The following is an 18,221-nucleotide window of genomic DNA, read 5'->3' on the forward strand; positions in this document are numbered from 1 at the left end:
GATACTCGGGCGGTCCCGGACGAGGTCAGATGCTCGAATCAAAGCCGGCGAGTGTCTCCTCGGGATGACTCGCGTCGCGCAGCAACCGTCGCAGAGACTCGGTCAGGACGTCCGCCTCCAGGCCCTCCAGGTCGGCCAGGTCGAGGCCCACCAGATCCACCATGGTGGTTTCCACCCCGGCGTCGCTCTCCATCGCGGCGGCTGCCGTGTCCATCGGCGTTCCCCTTCGCCCCGAGGCGCCGACTTCCCCGGTTCGCGGCCCGGAGGCCATCAGCGGCACGCGGTCATCCTGGGATGACCGCCGCGCGACTAGTCCCCCGACCCGATGGCCTGGTAATGGCGCCTGGCCCGTCTCGGATGTACTTCTCCCACGGCCGGACGCCGCCGGCCCCCCTACGGTCCGACGGTGGCCCGGTTCGAACGCCCAGTTTCTGGCTGGGCTAGTACCTTTTGCCAAAGAGCTACCAGCTCCGGCAGGAGCTTGGGCGCCAGCTTAGCGAAGGCGAGGTCGTGAGGCCTCACGGGGGGCCGCGCGGCGTACCTCCGCTACACCGGCGACGCCCCTTTGGACGGAGGATTCCACGGCCTCCGGCTGGGAACGCGAGAGAATTTCGACCGCGCGGCCGCGAACGGAGCGGAACGATGCGGCACGCCCGGTCGCGCGTCGAGCGCGGGTGTGGGATGTGCCACCAATACCCTGGTTGTCCGTGGTCGGCTGGCCGGTCCGCGTTACACCGACGTATCGCAATCCTCAAACTTTACGAAAAACCTTGTTGGGTCAAGTTTGGCCCAATAGGCGGCTGTTCGAGGCTCAACGAGAACGAGACGATGCCTCGCCTATTGTCAGATGGCCCCGAAACGGCTGGCGGTCGCGCGCCGGCCGAGGGACGCCATGGCCGGCTCGACAGGGCGACGCGGCTGTGCGGGGAGCCTCCTGACCAGATTTTGCCAGCCTGCTCCCTGACGGGAGGCGCCGGTCCGGCCGACCGGACCGGCGCCGACCAGGCGGCCCGATCGACGCGGCTCACCGACCTCACCGGCCCCGGTATTCGCGGTGTTCGCGGCGGTCCGCGCGGCCGCGGACGGCGCGGCGGCGGACCGCGTGCCCGGCCCCGGCAGGGCCATCCGCAGGACCCGCTTCCAGACGTTGGCGGTCTGCCTCGGGAGTGAGCCCGTCGTGTAGGGGATCCCGTACCGCTCGCACAGCGCGCGCACCTGCGGGGCGATCTGGGAGTAACGGTTGCTGGGCAGGTCGGGGAAGAGATGGTGCTCGATCTGGTGGCTGAGGTTCCCGCTCAGGAGGTGGAAGAGCGGGGGGCCCTCGATGTTGGCCGAGCCGCGGATCTGGCGCAGGTACCACTCGCCACGTGTCTCGTTCTCGGCCTGCTCGGTGGCGAAGACCTCGACCCCGTCGGGGAAGTGGCCGCAGAAAATGATCGTGTGCGCCCAGAGGTTACGCACGACGTTCGCGGTCAGGTTGCCGAGAAAGACCGGGAGGAAGGCCGGACCGGCCAGGACCGGGAATACCAGGAAGTCCTTCAGGACCTGCCGTCCGCCCTTGCGCAGCACAGCGCCGAACTGGCTGAGGACCTCTTTCCAGCTCTTCTCGCCGTTCCAGGCCCGATCGACCTCGACGTCGAAGATCGCGATGCCCCACTCGAACGTCGCCGCGAGGCCGAGGTTGTAGAGCGGCTGCGCGAGGTATACCGGGTTCCAGCGCTGGCCCGGCGTCATCCGCAGGATGCCGAAGCCGATGTCGCGGTCCTTGCCGAGCACGTTCGTGAACGTGTGGTGCCGATAGTTGTGCGCCTGCCGCCAGTGGCCGGCCGGGGACACCGCGTCCCATTCCCAGGTGGTGGACTGGATTCTGGGATCGCCCATCCAGTCCCATTGCCCGTGCAGGACGTTGTGGCCGATCTCCATGTTGTCGAGGATCTTGGCGGTCGTCAGCATCGCGGTGCCCGCGATCCAGGCCGGCGGCAGGAAGCCGGCGAACATCGTGATCCGCCCGCCGAGCTCCAGGAGGCGCTGAGCGCCGATCACCCTGCGGATGTAGCGCGAGTCATTCTCGCCGAGGCTGGCCACCACCGAGGCTCGAAGCTGGTCGAGCTCGTGGCCCAGCTCCTCGATCTCCGCCTTGGTCATCTCGCGTGTGTCCGGCAACGTGGCTCCCTGCGCTAATGAACTAAAGATCGATGTCGACGTCGCCGGCAGCCGCCGACACGCAGGTCTGGATGAGGTCGCCGGGCTCGCCGTGCTCCACACCGGTGCGCAGGTCCCGGACCTGGCCGGAGCCGAGCCGGACGACGCACGTGCGGCAGATACCCATCTGGCAGCCGCTCGGCATCAGCACCCCGGCACGCTCGCCGGCGGACAGCAGCGGCGTGGCCGCGTCCGTGGCCACCCGGCGGCCGCTGCGGGTGAAGTGCACGCTGCCCTCGGCGGCCGGGCCGGCGTCGAGACCGGCGAGCGCCGGGCGGAACCGCTCGACGCGCAGCCGGTCGGGGACGCCGGTCTCGTGCCACAGCGTCTCGGCCGCGGCCAGCAGGCCGGACGGCCCGCACGCCCAGGTGGATCGCCGCGCCCAGTCCGGGCACGCCGCCAGCAGGTCCGCCAGAGGCGGGCGCTCGCGGTCGGCCGCCTGCGCGGTGCCGGCTCCCGGGCGGGTGTAGTGCTCATGCAGCCGTAGCCGCGTGCGCCGGGCCGCCAGCCCGCGCAGCTCAGCACCGAAGATCACATCCGCGCGGGAACGGGCCAGGTGCAGCATCACGATGTCGGGCATCTCGCCGCGCAGTTCGAGATCGCGCAGCATCGACATCACCGGCGTGATCCCGCTGCCTGCGGTCAGGAAGAGAATCCGGTCGGGGAGTGTTCGCGGTAGTACGAACTCCCCGGCCGGCGAATCGAGGCGCACGACGGTGCCTGGCGACACCCCGAAGACGAGCTGGCCCGACACGCGGCCGCCGTCGACCGCCTTCACCGTGATCTCGAAGCAGCCGTCCGGACGGCCCGGTGCGGACGACACCGAGTACGTGCGCTGCCGCCACACGCCGGCCACCCGGACCGCGGTCCCGACGTACTGGCCGGCGCGGTGCTCCCGCCAGCCCCGCCCGGGTCTGATCGTCAGCGTGGCGGCGTCGGGGGTCTCCGGCCGCACGGCCTCGACCCGGCCCCAGAGCTGGCGGCGCGACCAGAGCGGATTGACGAGCTCGACGAAGTCATCCAGCCGCAGGGGAGTCATCAGCAGCGACGCGGCGTTCGACGCCAGTCTGTACGGGGCGGTTCGCACGCTCACCTCACCCGCGCCGCGTCCGGCGGGCCCGTGATGATCACAGCCGCGCCCCCTCGGTCGCGCGGGCGGAGGGCCGCCTGCGTCGGCGTGCTCCGGAAGGACCAGGTCTCGGCCCGGGAAGCTACCCGGAACTCAGGCCTCAGGCGCGCGGAGGGCTCAGCGACGCGCCGCGGCGGCGGTTTCGCTGACAAGGCGGGCGTGACGACGAAAAGGTGGCACACGTGCTCGAATAGCTGCTTAACGTGTCTGCCTCTCAGCTTGTCACCTGATATCCGGCATCACGCCGTGTGAAAATACGCCGGTAGCCCCGGGAGGCCCGACGTTCTGGGTGCGGGTAGGACAAAAAAGCGCGCGGCCAGCCGGTCGCGCGCTTTTCCGTTCAGGTCTGTGTGTCGTCAGACAGGCATGACCTTCTCAGCCTGCGGGCCCTTCTGGCCCTGCACGATCTCGAACTGCACGGTCTGTCCCTCGTCAAGCGACTTGTAGCCGTCGGCCACGATCGCGGAGAAGTGGACGAACACGTCCGGGCCGCCCCCGTCCACGGAGATGAAGCCGAAACCCTTTTCCGCGTTGAACCACTTAACAGCGCCCTGAGCCACGAGCGTTCTCCTTGCTAGCTTTCCCGGCTGACGTCTCTCGTCTCCCGGGTCTCGCTCCGGCCGCAGATCGCTCCACGCTCGGCCGTTCCGTTCGACGATGCATGACGCTCACACAGCGGAGAACAGGTAACGCCGCCATCGTACTCGTCGCCGGCCCCGCGGGCTCCACCGCGCGCCGGTCCTGGTCCCGGTCCACAGGGCACGAACAGGAAACCGATCGGGCTTGGGCCCCGGACAGGACCGGCATCCCCGAGCAGGCCAGGGCTGTTCCGACCGAGGGCGCCGCGCGGGCTCGGGTCCCGGTCGGCGCTGTGTGGTGGCGTAGCCTGGCGTAGATCGCCGCACACTCCTGCCACCCGTTCCATCGTCATACACAACCGACGCTGGACGGCAGCACTACCCAACTGCAACCATCGCCCGACGACAGTCGCATGCCGCCGCGAACGATGCCCCACGGACATGAGGCAGCCTGGGTCGTGACCCATGACTTTGGTGACTCCACCGCACAGATCCCTCCAACAGGCTGGAGTTAGCCATGCAGAGCACGACCCGGGTCGCCAGCGGACGGGCCCCCACGGGCCGGCGGACCACGACGATCCCGGTTCGTCTCGTAGGCGAGCCTGACGGCGAGAACGGCCTGGGACTGAACGGCACCGGCGGCGGACGGCCGGAGGTCGACGGCGAGGTAGACGCCAACGACCCCGAGAACAGCGTCGACAACGGCGCGGACGACGCGGCGCAGGACGACGCTCAGGAGGACGGCGACGGCGACGCGGCCGACGAGCCGAAGACGCCCGCGCGGCGCCGGGCGGCGACCCGGACGACGGCGACGACGACCGTCTTCGACCCGGTGCGGATGTACCTCGCGAGCATCGGCAAGACGCCGCTGCTGACCGCCGAGGGCGAGGTCGACCTCGCGAAGCGGATCGAGGCGGGGCTGTTCGCCGGCCACAAGCTGGAGACCGCGGTCGAGGAGATGTCCCCGGGGCAGCGGCTGGACCTCATCGCCGTCGAGCGGGATGGGCAGGTGGCCGCCCGACAGCTTGTCGAGGCCAATCTCCGGCTGGTCGTCTCGATCGCGAAACGGTACGCCGGACGCGGGATGCTCTTCCTCGACGTCGTGCAGGAGGGCAATCTCGGCCTCATCCGGGCCGTCGAGAAGTTCGACTACACCAAGGGCTACAAGTTCTCGACCTACGCCACCTGGTGGGTGCGGCAGGCGATCACCCGGGCCCTGGCCGACCAGTCCCGTACGGTCCGCCTTCCGGTGCACCTCGTCGAGCTGCTCAACCAGCTGGTCCGGCTGCGCCGGGAACTGCTGATGGAGCTCGGCCGCGAGGCGACCCGGGAGGAGCTGGCCACGGCCCTCGGCGTCACCGCCAACAGGGTCGACGAGCTTCAGCGCATCTCGCGAGAGCCGGTATCCCTCGACAGCCCGGTCGGCGACGACGCCGACACGGAGCTCGGCGACCTGATCGAGGACACCGCGGCGATCGAGCCGGTCGAGGCGGCCATGGTCTCCGTTCGGGCGGCGCAGCTGAGTGCCGTCCTGCGCGCCCTGCCGGACCGGGAGCGCCGGGTGATCCAGCTGAGGTTCGGCCTGGCCGACGGCCAGGTCCACACGCTGGAGGAGATCGGCCGCGAGTTCGGGCTGACCCGTGAGCGCATCCGCCAGATCGAGCAGCGGACGCTGGCGAAGCTGCGCCATCCCGCGCGGTCCGAGGCCCTGCGCTCGTACCTCGAATAGGTCGCCCCGGCGCGGGCCGTCAGGTCGTCGCCACCAGGATGTCCTCCCCGCTCGACGGGCGCAGGCCGTCCGTGCGACCGCTGAAGTAACGCTCGGCGAGGAGCGCCCCCGGCACGTGCCGAACGTCGGTGAAGCCCGCCTCGCGAGCCAGCGCGACCATCTCGTCGGGCGTGTAGAAGCTGACGAACGGCGTCCCCGAGGCCTGCGCGCCCTGCTTCGACGTCTGCAGCCCGGCCCGGTCGGCCTCGTCGAGAAGCTCGGGGGGCAGCAGGAACGTCATGGCGAACGTCGAGCCGGGGGCAAGCCCGGCGCTCTGACGCAGCGTCGCGGCGGTGGCCTCCTTGGAGAGGTACATGGCGACGCCGGTGGAGGCGACGAGCGCCGGCCGCCGGTCGGAGAAGCCGGCGACGGACAGCTGCTTCAGCCAGTCACCGCCGGCCTCGAGGTCGACCGGTACGAGTCGCAGCCAGTCGGGGACGCCGTAGCCGAGCTCGACCAGGCGCGCGCCTTTCCAGGCCTGGGGCCCGGGCTGGTCGACCTCGAAGACCCTCAGCCCCCCGCCAACCTCGGGCCTGCGCTGCGCGAACGTGTCCAGGCCGGCACCGAGGATCACGTACTGGCCAAGACCCTGCGCGGCCCGTTCGACGAGCAGGTCCTCGATGAAGCGGGCCCGCGCCACGATGGACGCCCGGAACGGGCTGGTACCGCGCGGGTCCATGTCCGGCCGGGATCGCCAGCCGTCGTCGGGCCCGACCAGCCGTAGCCCGACCTCATCGACGAAGACGTGCGGCGCCGCATCGGCCTGGACGTGCAGCGCCCGCCACAGCGCGACTCGGACCGCGGTGCTCTCGGGTGCCTCAGCCTGCCTGTCTGCCATGTCGTTTCCCTTTCCCAGCGCTCGGCTCCCGGTTCCCCGCGGTCAGCTCTTGGCCGGGGCCTGCAGGCTCCACAGCCGCCCATCGGGGTCACGGACGGTCATCATCCTGGTGCCGAAGTGGGTCTCCTCGAACGGTGTGACCACCTCGACGGCCGGGTCCGGCTGGAAGGCATCCGCGTCCGGCACCTTCAGCACGACCTGGAGACCCGGCTCGCGATCCTCGGGGATCTCCGCGATGAACACGGTCGCGCCGTCACCGTTGCGAAGCTGGCCGGAGTTGTGGTCGGTCTCGAACTCAAGCTCGAAGCCCAGTGCCTGGAAGAACCCCGCCGCCTTGCCCCAGTTGTGGGTCTCCAGGAACACCGCTTCGATTCCTTCGGTACTCACGTCAGTTCTCCGTCTCAGCCGAGTGCTCGCGCGGATCGTGGGCGTCGTCGAGGTAGCCGCGCAGCGCTTCGGCGACCAGCGCGGACAGCGACAGGCCCGACTCGATGGCGCGGTGCTTGACCTGCTTGATCAGCCCGATCGGCAGGTACACGTTGAACTGCTTGACGTCCTCATCGCCCACGGCTCGATGCTAGCAAGCTAGCACGGTGGGCGGAATGCCTCCAGGCAAAGTCCGGCGCCCGCTACTGGTGGCCACCCGCGGCTGCCAGTCGCGCTCCAACGCGCCGCAGACCGCGCGGGGCCGGACTGCGGCTGCGGCTGCGGCTGCGGCTGCGGCTGCGGCAAGATCGCCGTTTCAGCCCTCTACTGGTTGTCCCTGAGGCACCTCCACGACCACGGGAGGGCGCAAACCGCGATCTTGCTCGCGCGGCGCGGCGCGGCGTGGCGCGGCGCGGGCGCGGCACGGCGCGGCACGGCGCGGGGCGGGGCGGCGCGGGCGGAGGTGACGTCGCGGGCGGCGTTAGGACCGCGCGGTTTGCGGGAGATGCCGCCGCCGGGGCTTCATGCGGATCGCGCTACGACCGGCCGTAGAACAAGAACAGCGCGCGGCCCCCGGCCGCGCGCTGTTCCGTGTGAGGTCTGGGTGTGTCAGACAGGCTGAACCTTGTCAGCCTGCGGGCCCTTCTGGCCCTGCACGATCTCGAACTGCACGCTTTGCCCCTCGTCCAGCGACTTGTAACCGTCTGTCAAAATCGCCGAGAAGTGGACGAACACGTCCGGACCGCCACCGTCCACGGAGATAAAGCCGAACCCCTTCTCCGCGTTGAACCACTTGACGGTACCCTGAGCCACGAGCGTTCTCCTTGATGTTTCTCCGGTAGACGTCCATCGTCTCCCGGTCTCGCATCGGCCGCCGATCACCGCACAGCCGGTCGTTCCGTTCGACGATGCATGACGCTCATACAGCGGAGAACAGGCAACGCCACCACCTTACGCGCCATCGGCGCCCCGGGTCCCACCGGTCCGCGCCCTGGTCCGCGAGCGTCGCGGCGGGAACCGGCAAACGGCCGCGCTCACGGCCGACCGGGCGTCGCTGGACATGCCCAAGCGGTTCAGCCGACATAGACCGCGGCCGGAGCGGTGGCCCGAGTCCTGGCCCGCGCCGGCCAGGACGTGGCCTACCGGCTCCACCACACACACCCGCCACCGAACGGCGAGTAGGCCAGTTCAATCATTGCCCGACGACCTCGGCGCTTCGCCACCGACGAGACCCAACGGGCGCACGCCGCCACTCAGGTCACGCTCCGGCGGGGTACCCCGCCGTAGAGCCCCCTCCGACGAGCCAAGACGGCGACGGCCAGCACGGACCGGACTCGGAGCGGGGTTCTGGACCGGCGCGGCCCCGGCCTCGGACCAAGCCTGACCCGGCCAGGCGCCGGACCCTTCCGGTGCCTGTGCCCCGAGGCCACGAGTTCGCCGCGTCGAAGCCGCCCAGCCGAGGCTCGGGCGGCATCGCCGGGCCACTACCGACCGCGCCAACGGCCACCGGTACGCGGTTCAGCAAACCTTCACGTCGGCCGACGGTCTCCGACTGACGAACCAGCGGGAACAGCCGATCGTTCGGGCCCGGACGACTACCTGACAGCGACATGGTTCACGCTCGGTAATCGCGGGTATCTCGGACCCGCAAATTCCAGCCGGTACTTCCTCAACGAAATGGTGCAATGCGCCGGAGGGAGCAAACATGGCGTACCGAAGGAGTCGGGCATTTTCCCTGCTGATCGCCGCCACGGCCCTGGGCTCAGTCCTGTCCACGGCTCCCGCCGAGGCTTCAGTCGTCTCAAGCCATGTCACCGGTACCGCGTACCACTGTTACTGGCGCACGGTAAGCGGCCACTGGGTCTGGGAGAACGGGCACCGACGGTGGGTTCCGCCCCACTCGGTCCGCGTCTGCGGGTGACGGCCGTGGCAGGACAGCCTGGCACGAAGCCCGCAGGGGCGCGGTAAGCCAGAAGAGCCGCTGGGCCCGGTGTTCCGCCCGGATCAGGGTGGAACACCGGGCCCAGCGCCGTTCGAACAGTCTTGTCACGCCGATCGCCGACCCGACCTCCGTGGCCGTGCCCATTAGCCTGGGGATGTCGCGCGCTGCCCGGATTTTTCGCGCTTCCGGCCCCGAGAAGGTCGGCCGTTCCGCCAACGGACGGGCCCCACGGAAGGTGACACCTGTGCCACGGGACTCCCCCGAACCGCGCCTGCCCCGCGGACCCGGCCGCGAGGAGCAGGTGAGCCGGGAGCGGGCCGACGACATCGCGCGACGCCTCGCCGCCGAGGAGAAGGCCAACGGCGAGACCACGACCAAGCCCGAGACCACACCCGAGCGCGAGACCACAGCTGGGCGCGAGACCACAGCCAACGGCGCGGCCGCAGCCGAGGGCGAGACCACGGTCGACCTGGGCGAGGCCGGGTTCCCCCGGGCCGCTCCCGGACCACTCCAGCCGGCCACGCCCTGGACCGGCCAGCGTGGCGACCCACCCCTCACCCAGGACGCCCTGTCTCCCCACCCGTTCGGCCACCCCACCGGCGAGCTCCCTCCCCCGTTCCCGGCTCCACCGCCGGCACCCGTCTACGGCGGACCACCACCGCCTGGACCCTTCTACGTCGGACCGCCACCACCAGCACCGCCGCCACCAGCACCGCCACCGCCGGCGCCCGTCTACGGCGGGCCGCCGCCACGAACCGGCCATGGCGCGCGGACCGAGCCGGGGCGTCCGTCGGGCTGGCGCCACCTGCTGGCACGGCTGCTGGGCCGATGACCACCCCCCGGCGGACGTACGCGGTCTGGGAGCTGACGCTCGCCTGCAACCTGGCCTGCGGGCACTGCGGCTCCCGCGCGGGCAGTCCCCGGGACGCCGAGCTCACCACCGCGCAGGCCCTGGACGTCGTCGCCCAGCTCGACCGGGCAGGTATCGACGAGGTGACGCTCATCGGCGGCGAGGCCTTCCTGCGCCGGGACTGGCTGACGATCGCGGCCGCGATCACCGACCGGGGCATGACCTGCACGGTGACGACCGGCGGCTACAAGCTGAGCGCGGCGATGGCCCGGGGGCTGCGGGCAGCCGGGGTCAGACAGTGCTCCGTCTCGGTGGACGGGATGACCCGCACCCACGATCGGCTGCGCGGCCGCGACGGCTCCTGGCGGTCCTGTTTCGTCACGATGGAGCGCCTGCGCGCCGCGGGCGTCACCGCCACCTGCAACACCCAGATCAATCGGCTGACCGCGCCGGAGCTGCCCGAGCTCTACCTCGCGCTGCGCGCCGCCGGCATCGCCGCCTGGCAGTGGCAGCTGACCGTCCCGATGGGAAACGCCGCCGACCAGCCGGAGATCCTGCTCCAGCCGGTGGAACTGCTGGACGTGTTCCCGATGCTCGCCCGGGTCGCCCGGCAGGCGGCGGCCGACGGCATCGGCATTCACGCCGGGAACAACGTCGGGTACTACGGCCCGTACGAGCGGCTGCTGCGCTCGCCGGAAGGCACGGCATTCTGGACCGGCTGCCAGGCCGGCCTGTCCACCCTCGGTATCGAGGCGGACGGCACCATCAAGGGCTGCCCGTCGCTGCCGACCCGGGACTACGCGGCCGGCGACATCCGCGAGCGCCGCCTGGCCGACCTACTGCGCGACGCGCCCGAGCTCGCCATCAACACGCGGGCGGGCACGCCGGCGGCCAGCGACGGCACCTGGGGATTCTGCCGGACCTGCGAGTACGCCGACGTCTGCCGCGGCGGCTGCACCTGGACGGCGCACACGTTCTTCGGCCGCGCCGGCAACAACCCGTACTGCCATCACCGGGCGCTCACCCGCCAGCGGGCGGGGGTCCGGGAGCGGCTGGTCCAGACGGCGCCCGCCCCCGGGCGCCCGTTCGACCATGGCCTGTTCGACCTCGTCGAGGAGGACCTGACGGCGCCCTGGCCGGCCGGGGACCGCGCCCGCCTCACCGCCGCCGACATCCGGTGGCCACCGTCCTGGGGTAGCTGACCCGGCGCATGCGACCACGCGCGGCCGTATTCGGCCGCCGACTGCCGGAATGTCCGTCCATGACCAGCCGTTAGGTGTCTGGGCAGAGAACCTGCCAGCAGACCCGACCACCACGACCCGCGCCGACCCGCGGCCAGCCGACCACGGCTGACCGGTCCGGACCTGGAGGGGTTCATGGCACGACGGCACACGCCGGAGGCGTCGACGCGCCCGGCGGACGACCTCGGCGAGGTGGTGGAGCGGCCCGCCGACGTCCACGACTTCGCCGAGCGGACGATGCTCGCCGACACGGCCGTCGGCCAGGTCGGGATCGAGACCGAATGGTTCGTGGTCGACCGGCATTCCCCCGACAGCCCGGTCGCGCCGGAACGGACCCGGGCGGCGCTCGCCGGCTGCGGGCCGGACCTTCCCGGCGGGAGCCGGATCACCTTCGAGCCGGGCGGCCAGTTCGAGCTGTCCGGCCCGCCGCTGGCGCTTCCCGCCGCCCTGCGGGCGATGTCCGCGGACCTCACCGCCGTGCGCCTGCGCCTGGCCGACGACGGTCTGCTGCTGGCCGGCCTCGGCGCGGACCCACTGCGCGCGCCCCGGCGGCTGCTCACCCACAGCCGTTACGCGGCGATGGAGGAGTTCTTCCAGACGGGTGGGTTTCCCGCCGGCCCGCTGATGATGTGCTCGACCGCTGCCCTCCAGGTCAACCTGGAGGCGGGACCGAGGTCCGGCTGGGAGGACCGATGGCGGCTCGCCCACACGCTCGGGCCGGTACTGGTGGCGATGTTCGCCTCGTCGCCGGTCCTCGCCGGCCGGCCGACGGGCCAGGTCTCAACCCGCCAGGGCATCTGGTCGGACATCGACGCCACCCGGACCACCCCGGTCGCCGACGCCGGCACCCAGTTCACGACGGGCGGCCCGGCCGCGGAGTGGGCCCGTTACCTGCTCGACGCCCGGCTGATGCTGGTTCGCGACGGCGACGACCGCTACCTCCCCGTCCGCGACGGCTCGACCTTCGCCGACTGGGTCGCGGGGGCCGGCCCGGTGCCACGTCGCCCGACCGTCGCCGACCTCGCCTACCACGCGAGCACGGTCTTCCCGCCCGTGCGGCCCCGCGGCTGGCTGGAGCTGCGCTACCTCGACGCCCAGTCGCCGGCGCTGTGGCCGGTCGCGGTCACGGTGGCCGCCGCGCTGCTTGACGACCCGCGGGCGGCCGACACCGCCCGCGACGCGTGCGCGGGCGTGGCCGGCCGCTGGGCCGAGGCGGCGGCGCTCGGCCTCGCCCAGCCCGACCTGCGCACAGCGGCGCTGCGATGTGTGATGGCCGTGGTCGAGGCGGCCGGACGCCTGGGCCTGTCCCCGGCCCTGACCGCGGCGGTCGCCGACTTCGCCGACACGTTCGTGCGGCGAGGGCAGAGCCCCGCCGACGCCGCGCTCGCCTCCTGGCGGGCCGGCGGCGCCTCCGCCGTCCTGCTGGACGCGACGACATGGGTGGAACTACCGCAACCGATCTAGCCGGCCAGCCCAGGAAGAGGAGATCACCGATGATTCCCACGAAGCTGAGCGACACCGGCAACCGGCGCATCGCCGTGCACCTGACCGCCGCCGACCGGGCCACGCAGCTCGCCGCCGACGTGCGGCAGGGTCTCACCGCGTCGCCCAAGGAGCTGCCGCCCAAATGGTTCTATGACGAGACCGGCGGCCAGTTGTTCGACGAGATCACCCGCCTGCCGGAGTACTACCCGACGCGGCGCGAACGGGCGATCCTCACCGAGCACGCCGCCGAGATCGCCGCGTTCTCCCGGGCGGACACCCTCGTCGAGCTCGGCTCGGGCACGTCGGAGAAGACCCAGCTGCTGCTGAACGCACTGAGCGACACCGGGACGCTGCAGCGGTTCGTCCCCTTCGATGTCGACGAGGCCGTCCTGCGCCACGTCGCGGATTCCCTGGCCACGACGCGGCCGGCGCTGCGGGTCAACGCGCTGGTCGGGGACTTCGACCACCATCTGGGCCATCTGCCGCGAGCCGAGGCCCGCCTGGTCGCCTTCCTGGGCAGCACTATCGGCAACATGCGCCCGGACGAGCGGCTGGGCTTCCTTGCCCGGCTGCGGGCCACGGCCTCGGACGGCGACGTGCTGCTGCTCGGCACCGACCTGGTGAAGGACCCGGGACGGCTGGTCGCGGCCTACGACGACGCGGCGGGCGTGACGGCGGCCTTCAACGGCAACGTCCTCACGGTGGTCAACCGTGAGCTCGACGGCGACCTCGACCCGGACGGCTTCGCGCACCTCGCCGTGTGGGACCCGGACGCCGAGTGGATCGAGATGCGGCTGCGCTCCCGCCGGGCCCAGACGGCCCGGATCGCCGCGCTGGACCTCACCGTCCCGTTCGAGGCGGACGAGCAGCTGCGGACCGAGATCAGCGCGAAGTTCCGCCGGGACGGCATCGAGAAGGAGCTCGCCAACGCCGGGTGGGGAATGACCCACTGGTGGACGGACCCCGACGGTGACTTCGCTGTCAGCCTCTCGGTCCCGGCCTGAACCAGGTGCTGGCAGGAGGAACAACCGACGATCCGTTCGTCACGACCCGGACCGGCTGCACGGAGGCGCCGAGGCGGAGTCAGAGCTTGCGGCCGACCCCGCAGTGGGAGGGCAGGATCTCGGGGTCGGGGGCGTCCGGGCGCCACAACGAGTTCGGCACGAGACCGGGCTCGACGAGCTCGGTGCCGTCGAAGAAGCTCGCGATCTCCTCCAGATAGCGGACGGTGTATTCGTAGCCGCCTTCGGCGATGGCGTCGGCGGCCTTGTCCGCGTCCCCGTGCACGCTGTCGTTGATGGCGACGTAGCTCCCCGGCACCATGCGGGCGAGAATCTGCTGCACGATGCCGCGCGCCTCGGCCGTGTCCTTGACCGCCGCCCCGAGGACGCCGAACATGATCAGGCCGATCGGCTGGTCGAAGTCGAGGGTGCCGGCGGCCTGGTCAAGAATCGTCGCCGGCTCGCGCACGTCCGCCTCGATGTAGGACGTGGCGCCCTGCGGCGTGCTGGACAGCAGGGCCCTGGCATGCAGCAGGACCATCGGGTCGTTGTCGACGTAGACGATCCGGCACTCCGGGGCGATCCGCTGGGCCACCTCGTGCGTGTTGTTCTCCGTGGGCAGCCCGGTCCCGATGTCGAGAAACTGGCGGACGCCCGCCTCCTCGACGAGATACCGCACGACGCGGGCGAGCGCCTTACGGGACTCCCGCGCGATCGCCACGATGCCCGGATAGGCGGTGATGGCCGCCTCGGCGACCTCCCGGTCCGCTGGGAAGTTGTCCTTGCCGCCCACCCAGTAGTTCCAGATCCGTGCACCGTGCGGGATGTCCGGGTTGTAGCGGGGGTCCACTTCGGCCACGACCTCGCCGTCGGTGCTCATGGGTGACTCCTGGTGTTGGGGAACGAACCAACAGGTCGGGAACGCCAGCATGATCGACTACGCGCCCGGCATGGTGACTGTACTTATGCACAGAGACCTCGTCCATGGCCTGGAGCACCTGCATGGACACGTTCACTCTCCGCTTCCAAAGGCCCAGCGATACCCCAGGAAACCTCGACCCGGTTGCGGTAAGTAGGCCGTTGGCCAGCACCGACTACCGAAAGACACCTGAGGTTCACGTCACGGAGAGGGAGCTTGCCGTATACGACCGACCGTGCTGTGATCGCGTCGCGAGTCGGCCCCTCGAACCGGGTCGACGCTTGGGGGGCCGGTGGCGCCTCGATAAACTGAGCTATCGCACAAGGCGAGTGAAGCGGGGGAACAGGCGTGGCCGTACCGGCGGGCGGCAGCCCGACCGTGCGTCGCATCCTCCTGGGTTCGCAGCTGCGGCGGCTGCGGGAGGACAAACACATCAGCCGCGAGGACGCCGGTTATCACATCCGCGCCTCCGAATCGAAGATCAGCAGGCTGGAGCTCGGCCGGGTCGGTTTCAAGGAACGTGACGTCAACGATCTGCTCGTCCTCTACGGCGTCACCGACGAGACCGAACGCAACGCGCTGCTCGCGCTGGCCAGGGAGGCGAACCAGCAGGGCTGGTGGCAGTCGTACTCCGACGTTCTGCCGAGCTGGTTTCACCCGTACATCGGGCTGGAGGAGTCGGCCTCCCAGATCCGTACCTACGAGCTCCAGTTCATCCCCGGCCTGCTCCAGACCGAGGACTACGCCCGCGCGGTCATCACCCGGGGCGCCCTTGGCGCGCCCAAAGAAGTGATCGACAGCCGGGTGAACGTCCGGATGAACCGCCAGCAGGTGCTGGCCAGGGAAAACCCGCTCCGGCTCTGGGTGGTGCTCGACGAGGCGGCGCTGCGCCGGCCGATCGGCGGCGACCGGATCATGCACGCGCAGATCAACCACCTGCTCGAGTTGATCAGCAGCCCCTTCCTGACCCTCCAGGTGATGCCGTTCGCCTTCGGCGGTCACACCGCGGAAGGCGGCGCGTTCAGCATCCTGCGTTTCCCCGACCCCGAGATGGCGGACATCGTCTATCTCGAACAGCTTTTCGGCGCGGCCTACCTGGACAAACGCGAGGAGGTCGACCGCTACACGATCGCGATGGACCGCCTCTGCCTGGACAGCAGTACGCCGGACCGGACCGCCGACGTGCTCCGGAAGATTGACAGAAGCCTGTAAAGGACGCGGTCGTCCCGACTGGCGATGTCGCCACGGAGCCAGCGCCTGAGCGACCGTAGGGTGGGGACCATGGAGAAGCCAAAGATCGACCTCGTGGACAAGACCCCGCCGAAGGACCTGGTCGTCCAGGACATCACCGAGGGCGACGGCGCCGAGGCCACCGTCGGCCGCGCGGTGTCGGTCCACTATGTCGGCGTCGCCCTCAGCTCGGGCAAGGAGTTCGACGCCTCCTACGACCGCGGCAAGCCCTTCCGGTTTCAGCTCGGCGCCGGGCAGGTCATCGCCGGCTGGGACCAGGGCGTGCAGGGCATGAAGGTCGGCGGCCGCCGCCAGCTCGTCATTCCGCCGCACCTGGGCTACGGCGTCCGGGGTGCCGGCCCGATCAAGCGGAACGAAACGCTGATTTTCGTCGTCGACCTCCTCGGCGTCGGCTGATCCCAGCCGACGGGCCCGGCAGTTGCCCCGGTCCCGCGCGAAAGCCACTCCCGTCGGCTGGGTAAGCCGGCCCGGCCTACCGCGGCCGGCGCCCGCCGATCAGGACTGCTCCACCTTGCGCGCCAGGTGCCGAATTCCGGCCAGCCACCGGTCGGGATCCGCCGCCTTCTGCGCGTAGTACCCGCCTACCTCGGGATGAGGCAGGATGAGGAACTTTTCCGCGGCGAGGCCGTCGATCACCGCCTCCGCGACGTCCTCGGCCGTGAGCAGCGTTCCCGACGCGGCGACGACCCGGGCCGCCGGGTGACCTTCCCGAAGGCCGTCGAGCAGCAGCGGCGTGGCCACTCCCAACGGGCAGACGGCGCTGACCCGAATTCCCCGGTCTCCGTAGGTCACGGCCAGCCATTCCGCAAAGGCTAGCGCCGCGTGCTTGGTGACGGCGTAGGGCGCGTCGCCGGGCGTCGTCAGCAGACCCGCGGCCGAGACCACGTTGAGCAGGTAACCGCTGCCCTGCGCCAGCATCGACGGGACGACGGCGCGGGCCGCATGGACGTGCGCGAGCGTGTTGACCGCGAAGGTGTCCAGCCACGTCTTGGTGTCGACTTCCAGGCCGCCGCCGACAGTCACGCCGGCATTGGAGCAGAACAGGTCGATCCGGCCGTACTCGGCGAGAGTCTGCTCGACCAGGGCGGCGACGGCCGTCTCGTCGGCGACGTCCGTCCGGACCGGCCGTCCACCGATCTCGGCCGCCACGCTCGCCGCCGCGTCCGCGTCCCGATCGCTGACCACGACGGCCGCCGCGCCGCCCGCCGTGAAACGCCGCGCCAGCGCGGCTCCGATCCCGCTGCCCGCACCGGTGACCACGATGACCGCACCGTTGACATCCACCTGGGTTCCTCCCCACGCCTCGGACCAGCACCTGATCATGCACACATCAGGTCTGAGGGGCGCGATCCGCGGAGAGGACCGAAGGCCGTCGGCAGCGGTCCGCGCCGGCACCTGCTGGGGCCGGCGCGGCCCCCTGTGACGTCAGCCGCCGTCGACCAAGGTCAACGCTTCGTCGCGAAACGCGAGGCGACCGTCGGAAGGTCGGCATAGGTGACGATGCCCGGCCGGGCGGCGACCACGGCGGGAATGGCGTTGACCACCGGCAAGGCGGTGAGCATCGATCCCATCACCGACGCGTCCTCCAGCGTGAACGTCTCCAGGTTCTCCGGCAGGACGTCCACCCGCAGGTGGATCTGCGGCGCGCCGAGCACTGTGATGAGGTGGCCGTTCGCGACCTCCCAGGCCGGCTCGAGATCCGCGACGACCGTCCAGCGGATGTGCGCCTCCACCAGGTCGACGCCGGCGCTGGCGCCGATCCAGCGGGCGTCGATGCCCGCGACCGTGCCGCGCGTGACCGTCCGGCCCGGTACGTCGGCGTCGCTGGCCGCGTGGGCGAACTCGACCTCGCACCGGATGTCGTCGATCGCCAGGCCGAGCTGGGCGCCCATCGACTCCACGGAGTCGGCGAACGGGGCGGTCGCCTTCCGGATGTCATCGGCGTGGCCAGGGTCGCCGGCCGGCCGTCCCCAGCCCAGTTCGTCCTGGTTCGCGTCCGCGGCCCACAGCCCGATGTTGGTCGACTCGGTCACCCGCAGGTAGCTGACCTCACGGCAGATACCGGAGGCGACCGTCGCCAGATAGGCGACCCAGCCCGGATTGATGCCGCTGCCGAAGAGGCTGACCTTCCCCTCCTGGGCCGCCGCCTCCAGCGCCGCGCGCGCCTCGGGGCCGTACGCGTGGCCGGTGATGAAGCTGGCCGTCGAGGCGACGTTGATCCCGGCCCGCAGCAGCCGGGTGAGGTGGTCGACATCCGGGTGCAGCGGCATGTAGATGACGCAGTCCGGCTTTAAGGCGATGAGGGCGTCGATGTCGTCGGTAGCGGTGACGCCGAGGGTGCGCCCGACCTTGGCGAGCTCGCCGGCGTCCTGGCCAACCTTGTCCTTGCTGAAGGCGAACACGCCGACCAGTTCGAGGTCGGGGCGCTCGGCGATGGCCTTGACAGACTCACTGGCCACCTTTCCTGTCGTCCATTGCACGACCCGCAGGGGGTGGTCGGTGGTCGCCATGGCGTCCTCCTCGGTAGCGGCGGTGACGATGAGCGCGCGGCGCTGGGGCGACCCGTGTTGGGCAGTCGCCAAAAGACGCCG

Annotated in this window: 18 protein-coding genes; 7 read left to right on the plus strand and 11 right to left on the minus strand. The window is 70.9% G+C overall.

The features are described 5' to 3' along the window. Positions 1 to 25 precede the first annotated feature (25 nt). From fxsA to FRAEUI1C_RS33010, 4 genes are all read right to left on the minus strand, one after another. Positions 26 to 214, minus strand: coding sequence for an FxSxx-COOH cyclophane-containing RiPP peptide (gene fxsA / locus FRAEUI1C_RS32995; protein WP_013427722.1), 189 nt, complete (start codon positions 212 to 214; stop codon positions 26 to 28). A 629-nt stretch (positions 215 to 843) separates the two neighbouring features. Then, positions 844 to 2,163, minus strand: a complete 1,320-nt coding sequence (locus FRAEUI1C_RS33000) for a fatty acid desaturase family protein (RefSeq protein WP_013427723.1) — start codon at positions 2,161 to 2,163, stop codon at positions 844 to 846. Positions 2,164 to 2,185: 22 nt separating this feature from the next. Continuing rightward, positions 2,186 to 3,295 carry a ferredoxin reductase gene (locus FRAEUI1C_RS33005; protein WP_232425206.1) on the minus strand — a complete coding sequence of 370 codons (1,110 nt, stop codon included), beginning with the start codon at positions 3,293 to 3,295 and terminating at the stop codon, positions 2,186 to 2,188. Between the two features lie 392 nt (positions 3,296 to 3,687). Further along, a complete protein-coding gene (locus tag FRAEUI1C_RS33010; protein WP_013427725.1) occupies positions 3,688 to 3,891 on the minus strand; it encodes a cold-shock protein in 204 nt (67 codons plus the stop codon). A gap of 535 nt (positions 3,892 to 4,426) precedes the next feature. On the opposite strand from FRAEUI1C_RS33010, the gene FRAEUI1C_RS33015 reads away from it, so the two are divergent. Continuing rightward, on the plus strand, positions 4,427 to 5,638 hold the full coding sequence (locus tag FRAEUI1C_RS33015) for an RNA polymerase sigma factor (RefSeq protein ID WP_013427726.1): 1,212 nt from the start codon (positions 4,427 to 4,429) through the stop codon (positions 5,636 to 5,638). A gap of 19 nt (positions 5,639 to 5,657) precedes the next feature. Here FRAEUI1C_RS33015 and FRAEUI1C_RS33020 read toward each other — a convergent pair whose 3' ends face one another. The 4 genes from FRAEUI1C_RS33020 to FRAEUI1C_RS33035 all read right to left on the minus strand — a co-directional run bounded on the left by FRAEUI1C_RS33020 (position 5,658) and on the right by FRAEUI1C_RS33035 (position 7,754). After that, positions 5,658 to 6,515, minus strand: a complete 858-nt coding sequence (locus tag FRAEUI1C_RS33020; protein ID WP_013427727.1) for a class I SAM-dependent methyltransferase — start codon at positions 6,513 to 6,515, stop codon at positions 5,658 to 5,660. A 42-nt stretch (positions 6,516 to 6,557) separates the two neighbouring features. Further along, complete coding sequence (locus FRAEUI1C_RS33025) at positions 6,558 to 6,902, minus strand: VOC family protein (RefSeq protein ID WP_013427728.1); 345 nt, start codon at positions 6,900 to 6,902, stop codon at positions 6,558 to 6,560. A gap of 1 nt (position 6,903) precedes the next feature. Continuing rightward, positions 6,904 to 7,083, minus strand: a complete 180-nt coding sequence (locus FRAEUI1C_RS33030; RefSeq protein ID WP_013427729.1) for a ribbon-helix-helix protein, CopG family — start codon at positions 7,081 to 7,083, stop codon at positions 6,904 to 6,906. A 467-nt stretch (positions 7,084 to 7,550) separates the two neighbouring features. Further along, entirely contained in the window at positions 7,551 to 7,754 is a 204-nt protein-coding gene (locus FRAEUI1C_RS33035) for a cold-shock protein (protein ID WP_013427730.1), read from the minus strand. 1,373 nt (positions 7,755 to 9,127) lie between these two features. On the opposite strand from FRAEUI1C_RS33035, the gene FRAEUI1C_RS33040 reads away from it, so the two are divergent. The 4 genes from FRAEUI1C_RS33040 (at position 9,128) to egtD (ending at position 13,463) form a co-directional block, all read left to right on the plus strand. After that, on the plus strand, positions 9,128 to 9,715 hold the full coding sequence (locus FRAEUI1C_RS33040; protein WP_157735132.1) for a hypothetical protein: 588 nt from the start codon (positions 9,128 to 9,130) through the stop codon (positions 9,713 to 9,715). Beyond that, positions 9,712 to 10,935, plus strand: coding sequence for a radical SAM/SPASM domain-containing protein (locus tag FRAEUI1C_RS33045; RefSeq protein ID WP_013427733.1), 1,224 nt, complete (start codon positions 9,712 to 9,714; stop codon positions 10,933 to 10,935). Before FRAEUI1C_RS33040 ends, FRAEUI1C_RS33045 begins: the two co-directional genes overlap by 4 nt. A 174-nt stretch (positions 10,936 to 11,109) precedes the next feature. Then, complete coding sequence (gene egtA, locus FRAEUI1C_RS33050) at positions 11,110 to 12,438, plus strand: ergothioneine biosynthesis glutamate--cysteine ligase EgtA (RefSeq protein WP_013427734.1); 1,329 nt, start codon at positions 11,110 to 11,112, stop codon at positions 12,436 to 12,438. 29 nt (positions 12,439 to 12,467) lie between these two features. Then, positions 12,468 to 13,463, plus strand: coding sequence for an L-histidine N(alpha)-methyltransferase (gene egtD / locus FRAEUI1C_RS33055; RefSeq protein ID WP_013427735.1), 996 nt, complete (start codon positions 12,468 to 12,470; stop codon positions 13,461 to 13,463). A gap of 79 nt (positions 13,464 to 13,542) precedes the next feature. On the opposite strand, the gene FRAEUI1C_RS33060 is transcribed toward egtD, so the two are convergent. Beyond that, the gene (locus FRAEUI1C_RS33060; RefSeq protein WP_013427736.1) at positions 13,543 to 14,340 is read right to left on the minus strand and encodes an SAM-dependent methyltransferase; all 798 of its coding nucleotides are present in this window, start codon (positions 14,338 to 14,340) and stop codon (positions 13,543 to 13,545) included. Between the two features lie 387 nt (positions 14,341 to 14,727). Between FRAEUI1C_RS33060 and FRAEUI1C_RS33065 the strand changes: the two genes are divergently transcribed. Next, the gene (locus FRAEUI1C_RS33065) at positions 14,728 to 15,591 is read left to right on the plus strand and encodes a Sco1979 family transcriptional regulator (RefSeq protein ID WP_013427737.1); all 864 of its coding nucleotides are present in this window, start codon (positions 14,728 to 14,730) and stop codon (positions 15,589 to 15,591) included. A 69-nt stretch (positions 15,592 to 15,660) separates the two neighbouring features. Then, positions 15,661 to 16,026: an FKBP-type peptidyl-prolyl cis-trans isomerase gene (locus tag FRAEUI1C_RS33070; RefSeq protein ID WP_013427738.1), complete on the plus strand. Its 366-nt coding sequence runs from the start codon at positions 15,661 to 15,663 to the stop codon at positions 16,024 to 16,026. Positions 16,027 to 16,125: 99 nt separating this feature from the next. On the opposite strand, the gene FRAEUI1C_RS33075 is transcribed toward FRAEUI1C_RS33070, so the two are convergent. Continuing rightward, positions 16,126 to 16,914 (minus strand): SDR family oxidoreductase, encoded by a 789-nt coding sequence (locus FRAEUI1C_RS33075; protein WP_013427739.1) that lies wholly within the window; start codon positions 16,912 to 16,914, stop codon positions 16,126 to 16,128. Positions 16,915 to 17,075: 161 nt separating this feature from the next. Next, a complete protein-coding gene (locus FRAEUI1C_RS33080; protein WP_013427740.1) occupies positions 17,076 to 18,140 on the minus strand; it encodes an NAD(P)H-dependent amine dehydrogenase family protein in 1,065 nt (354 codons plus the stop codon). Between the last annotated feature and the right edge of the window lie 81 nt (positions 18,141 to 18,221).

Origin of the sequence: Pseudofrankia inefficax (genome assembly GCF_000166135.1) — a bacterium.
Classification (GTDB): domain Bacteria; phylum Actinomycetota; class Actinomycetes; order Frankiales; family Frankiaceae; genus Pseudofrankia; species Pseudofrankia inefficax.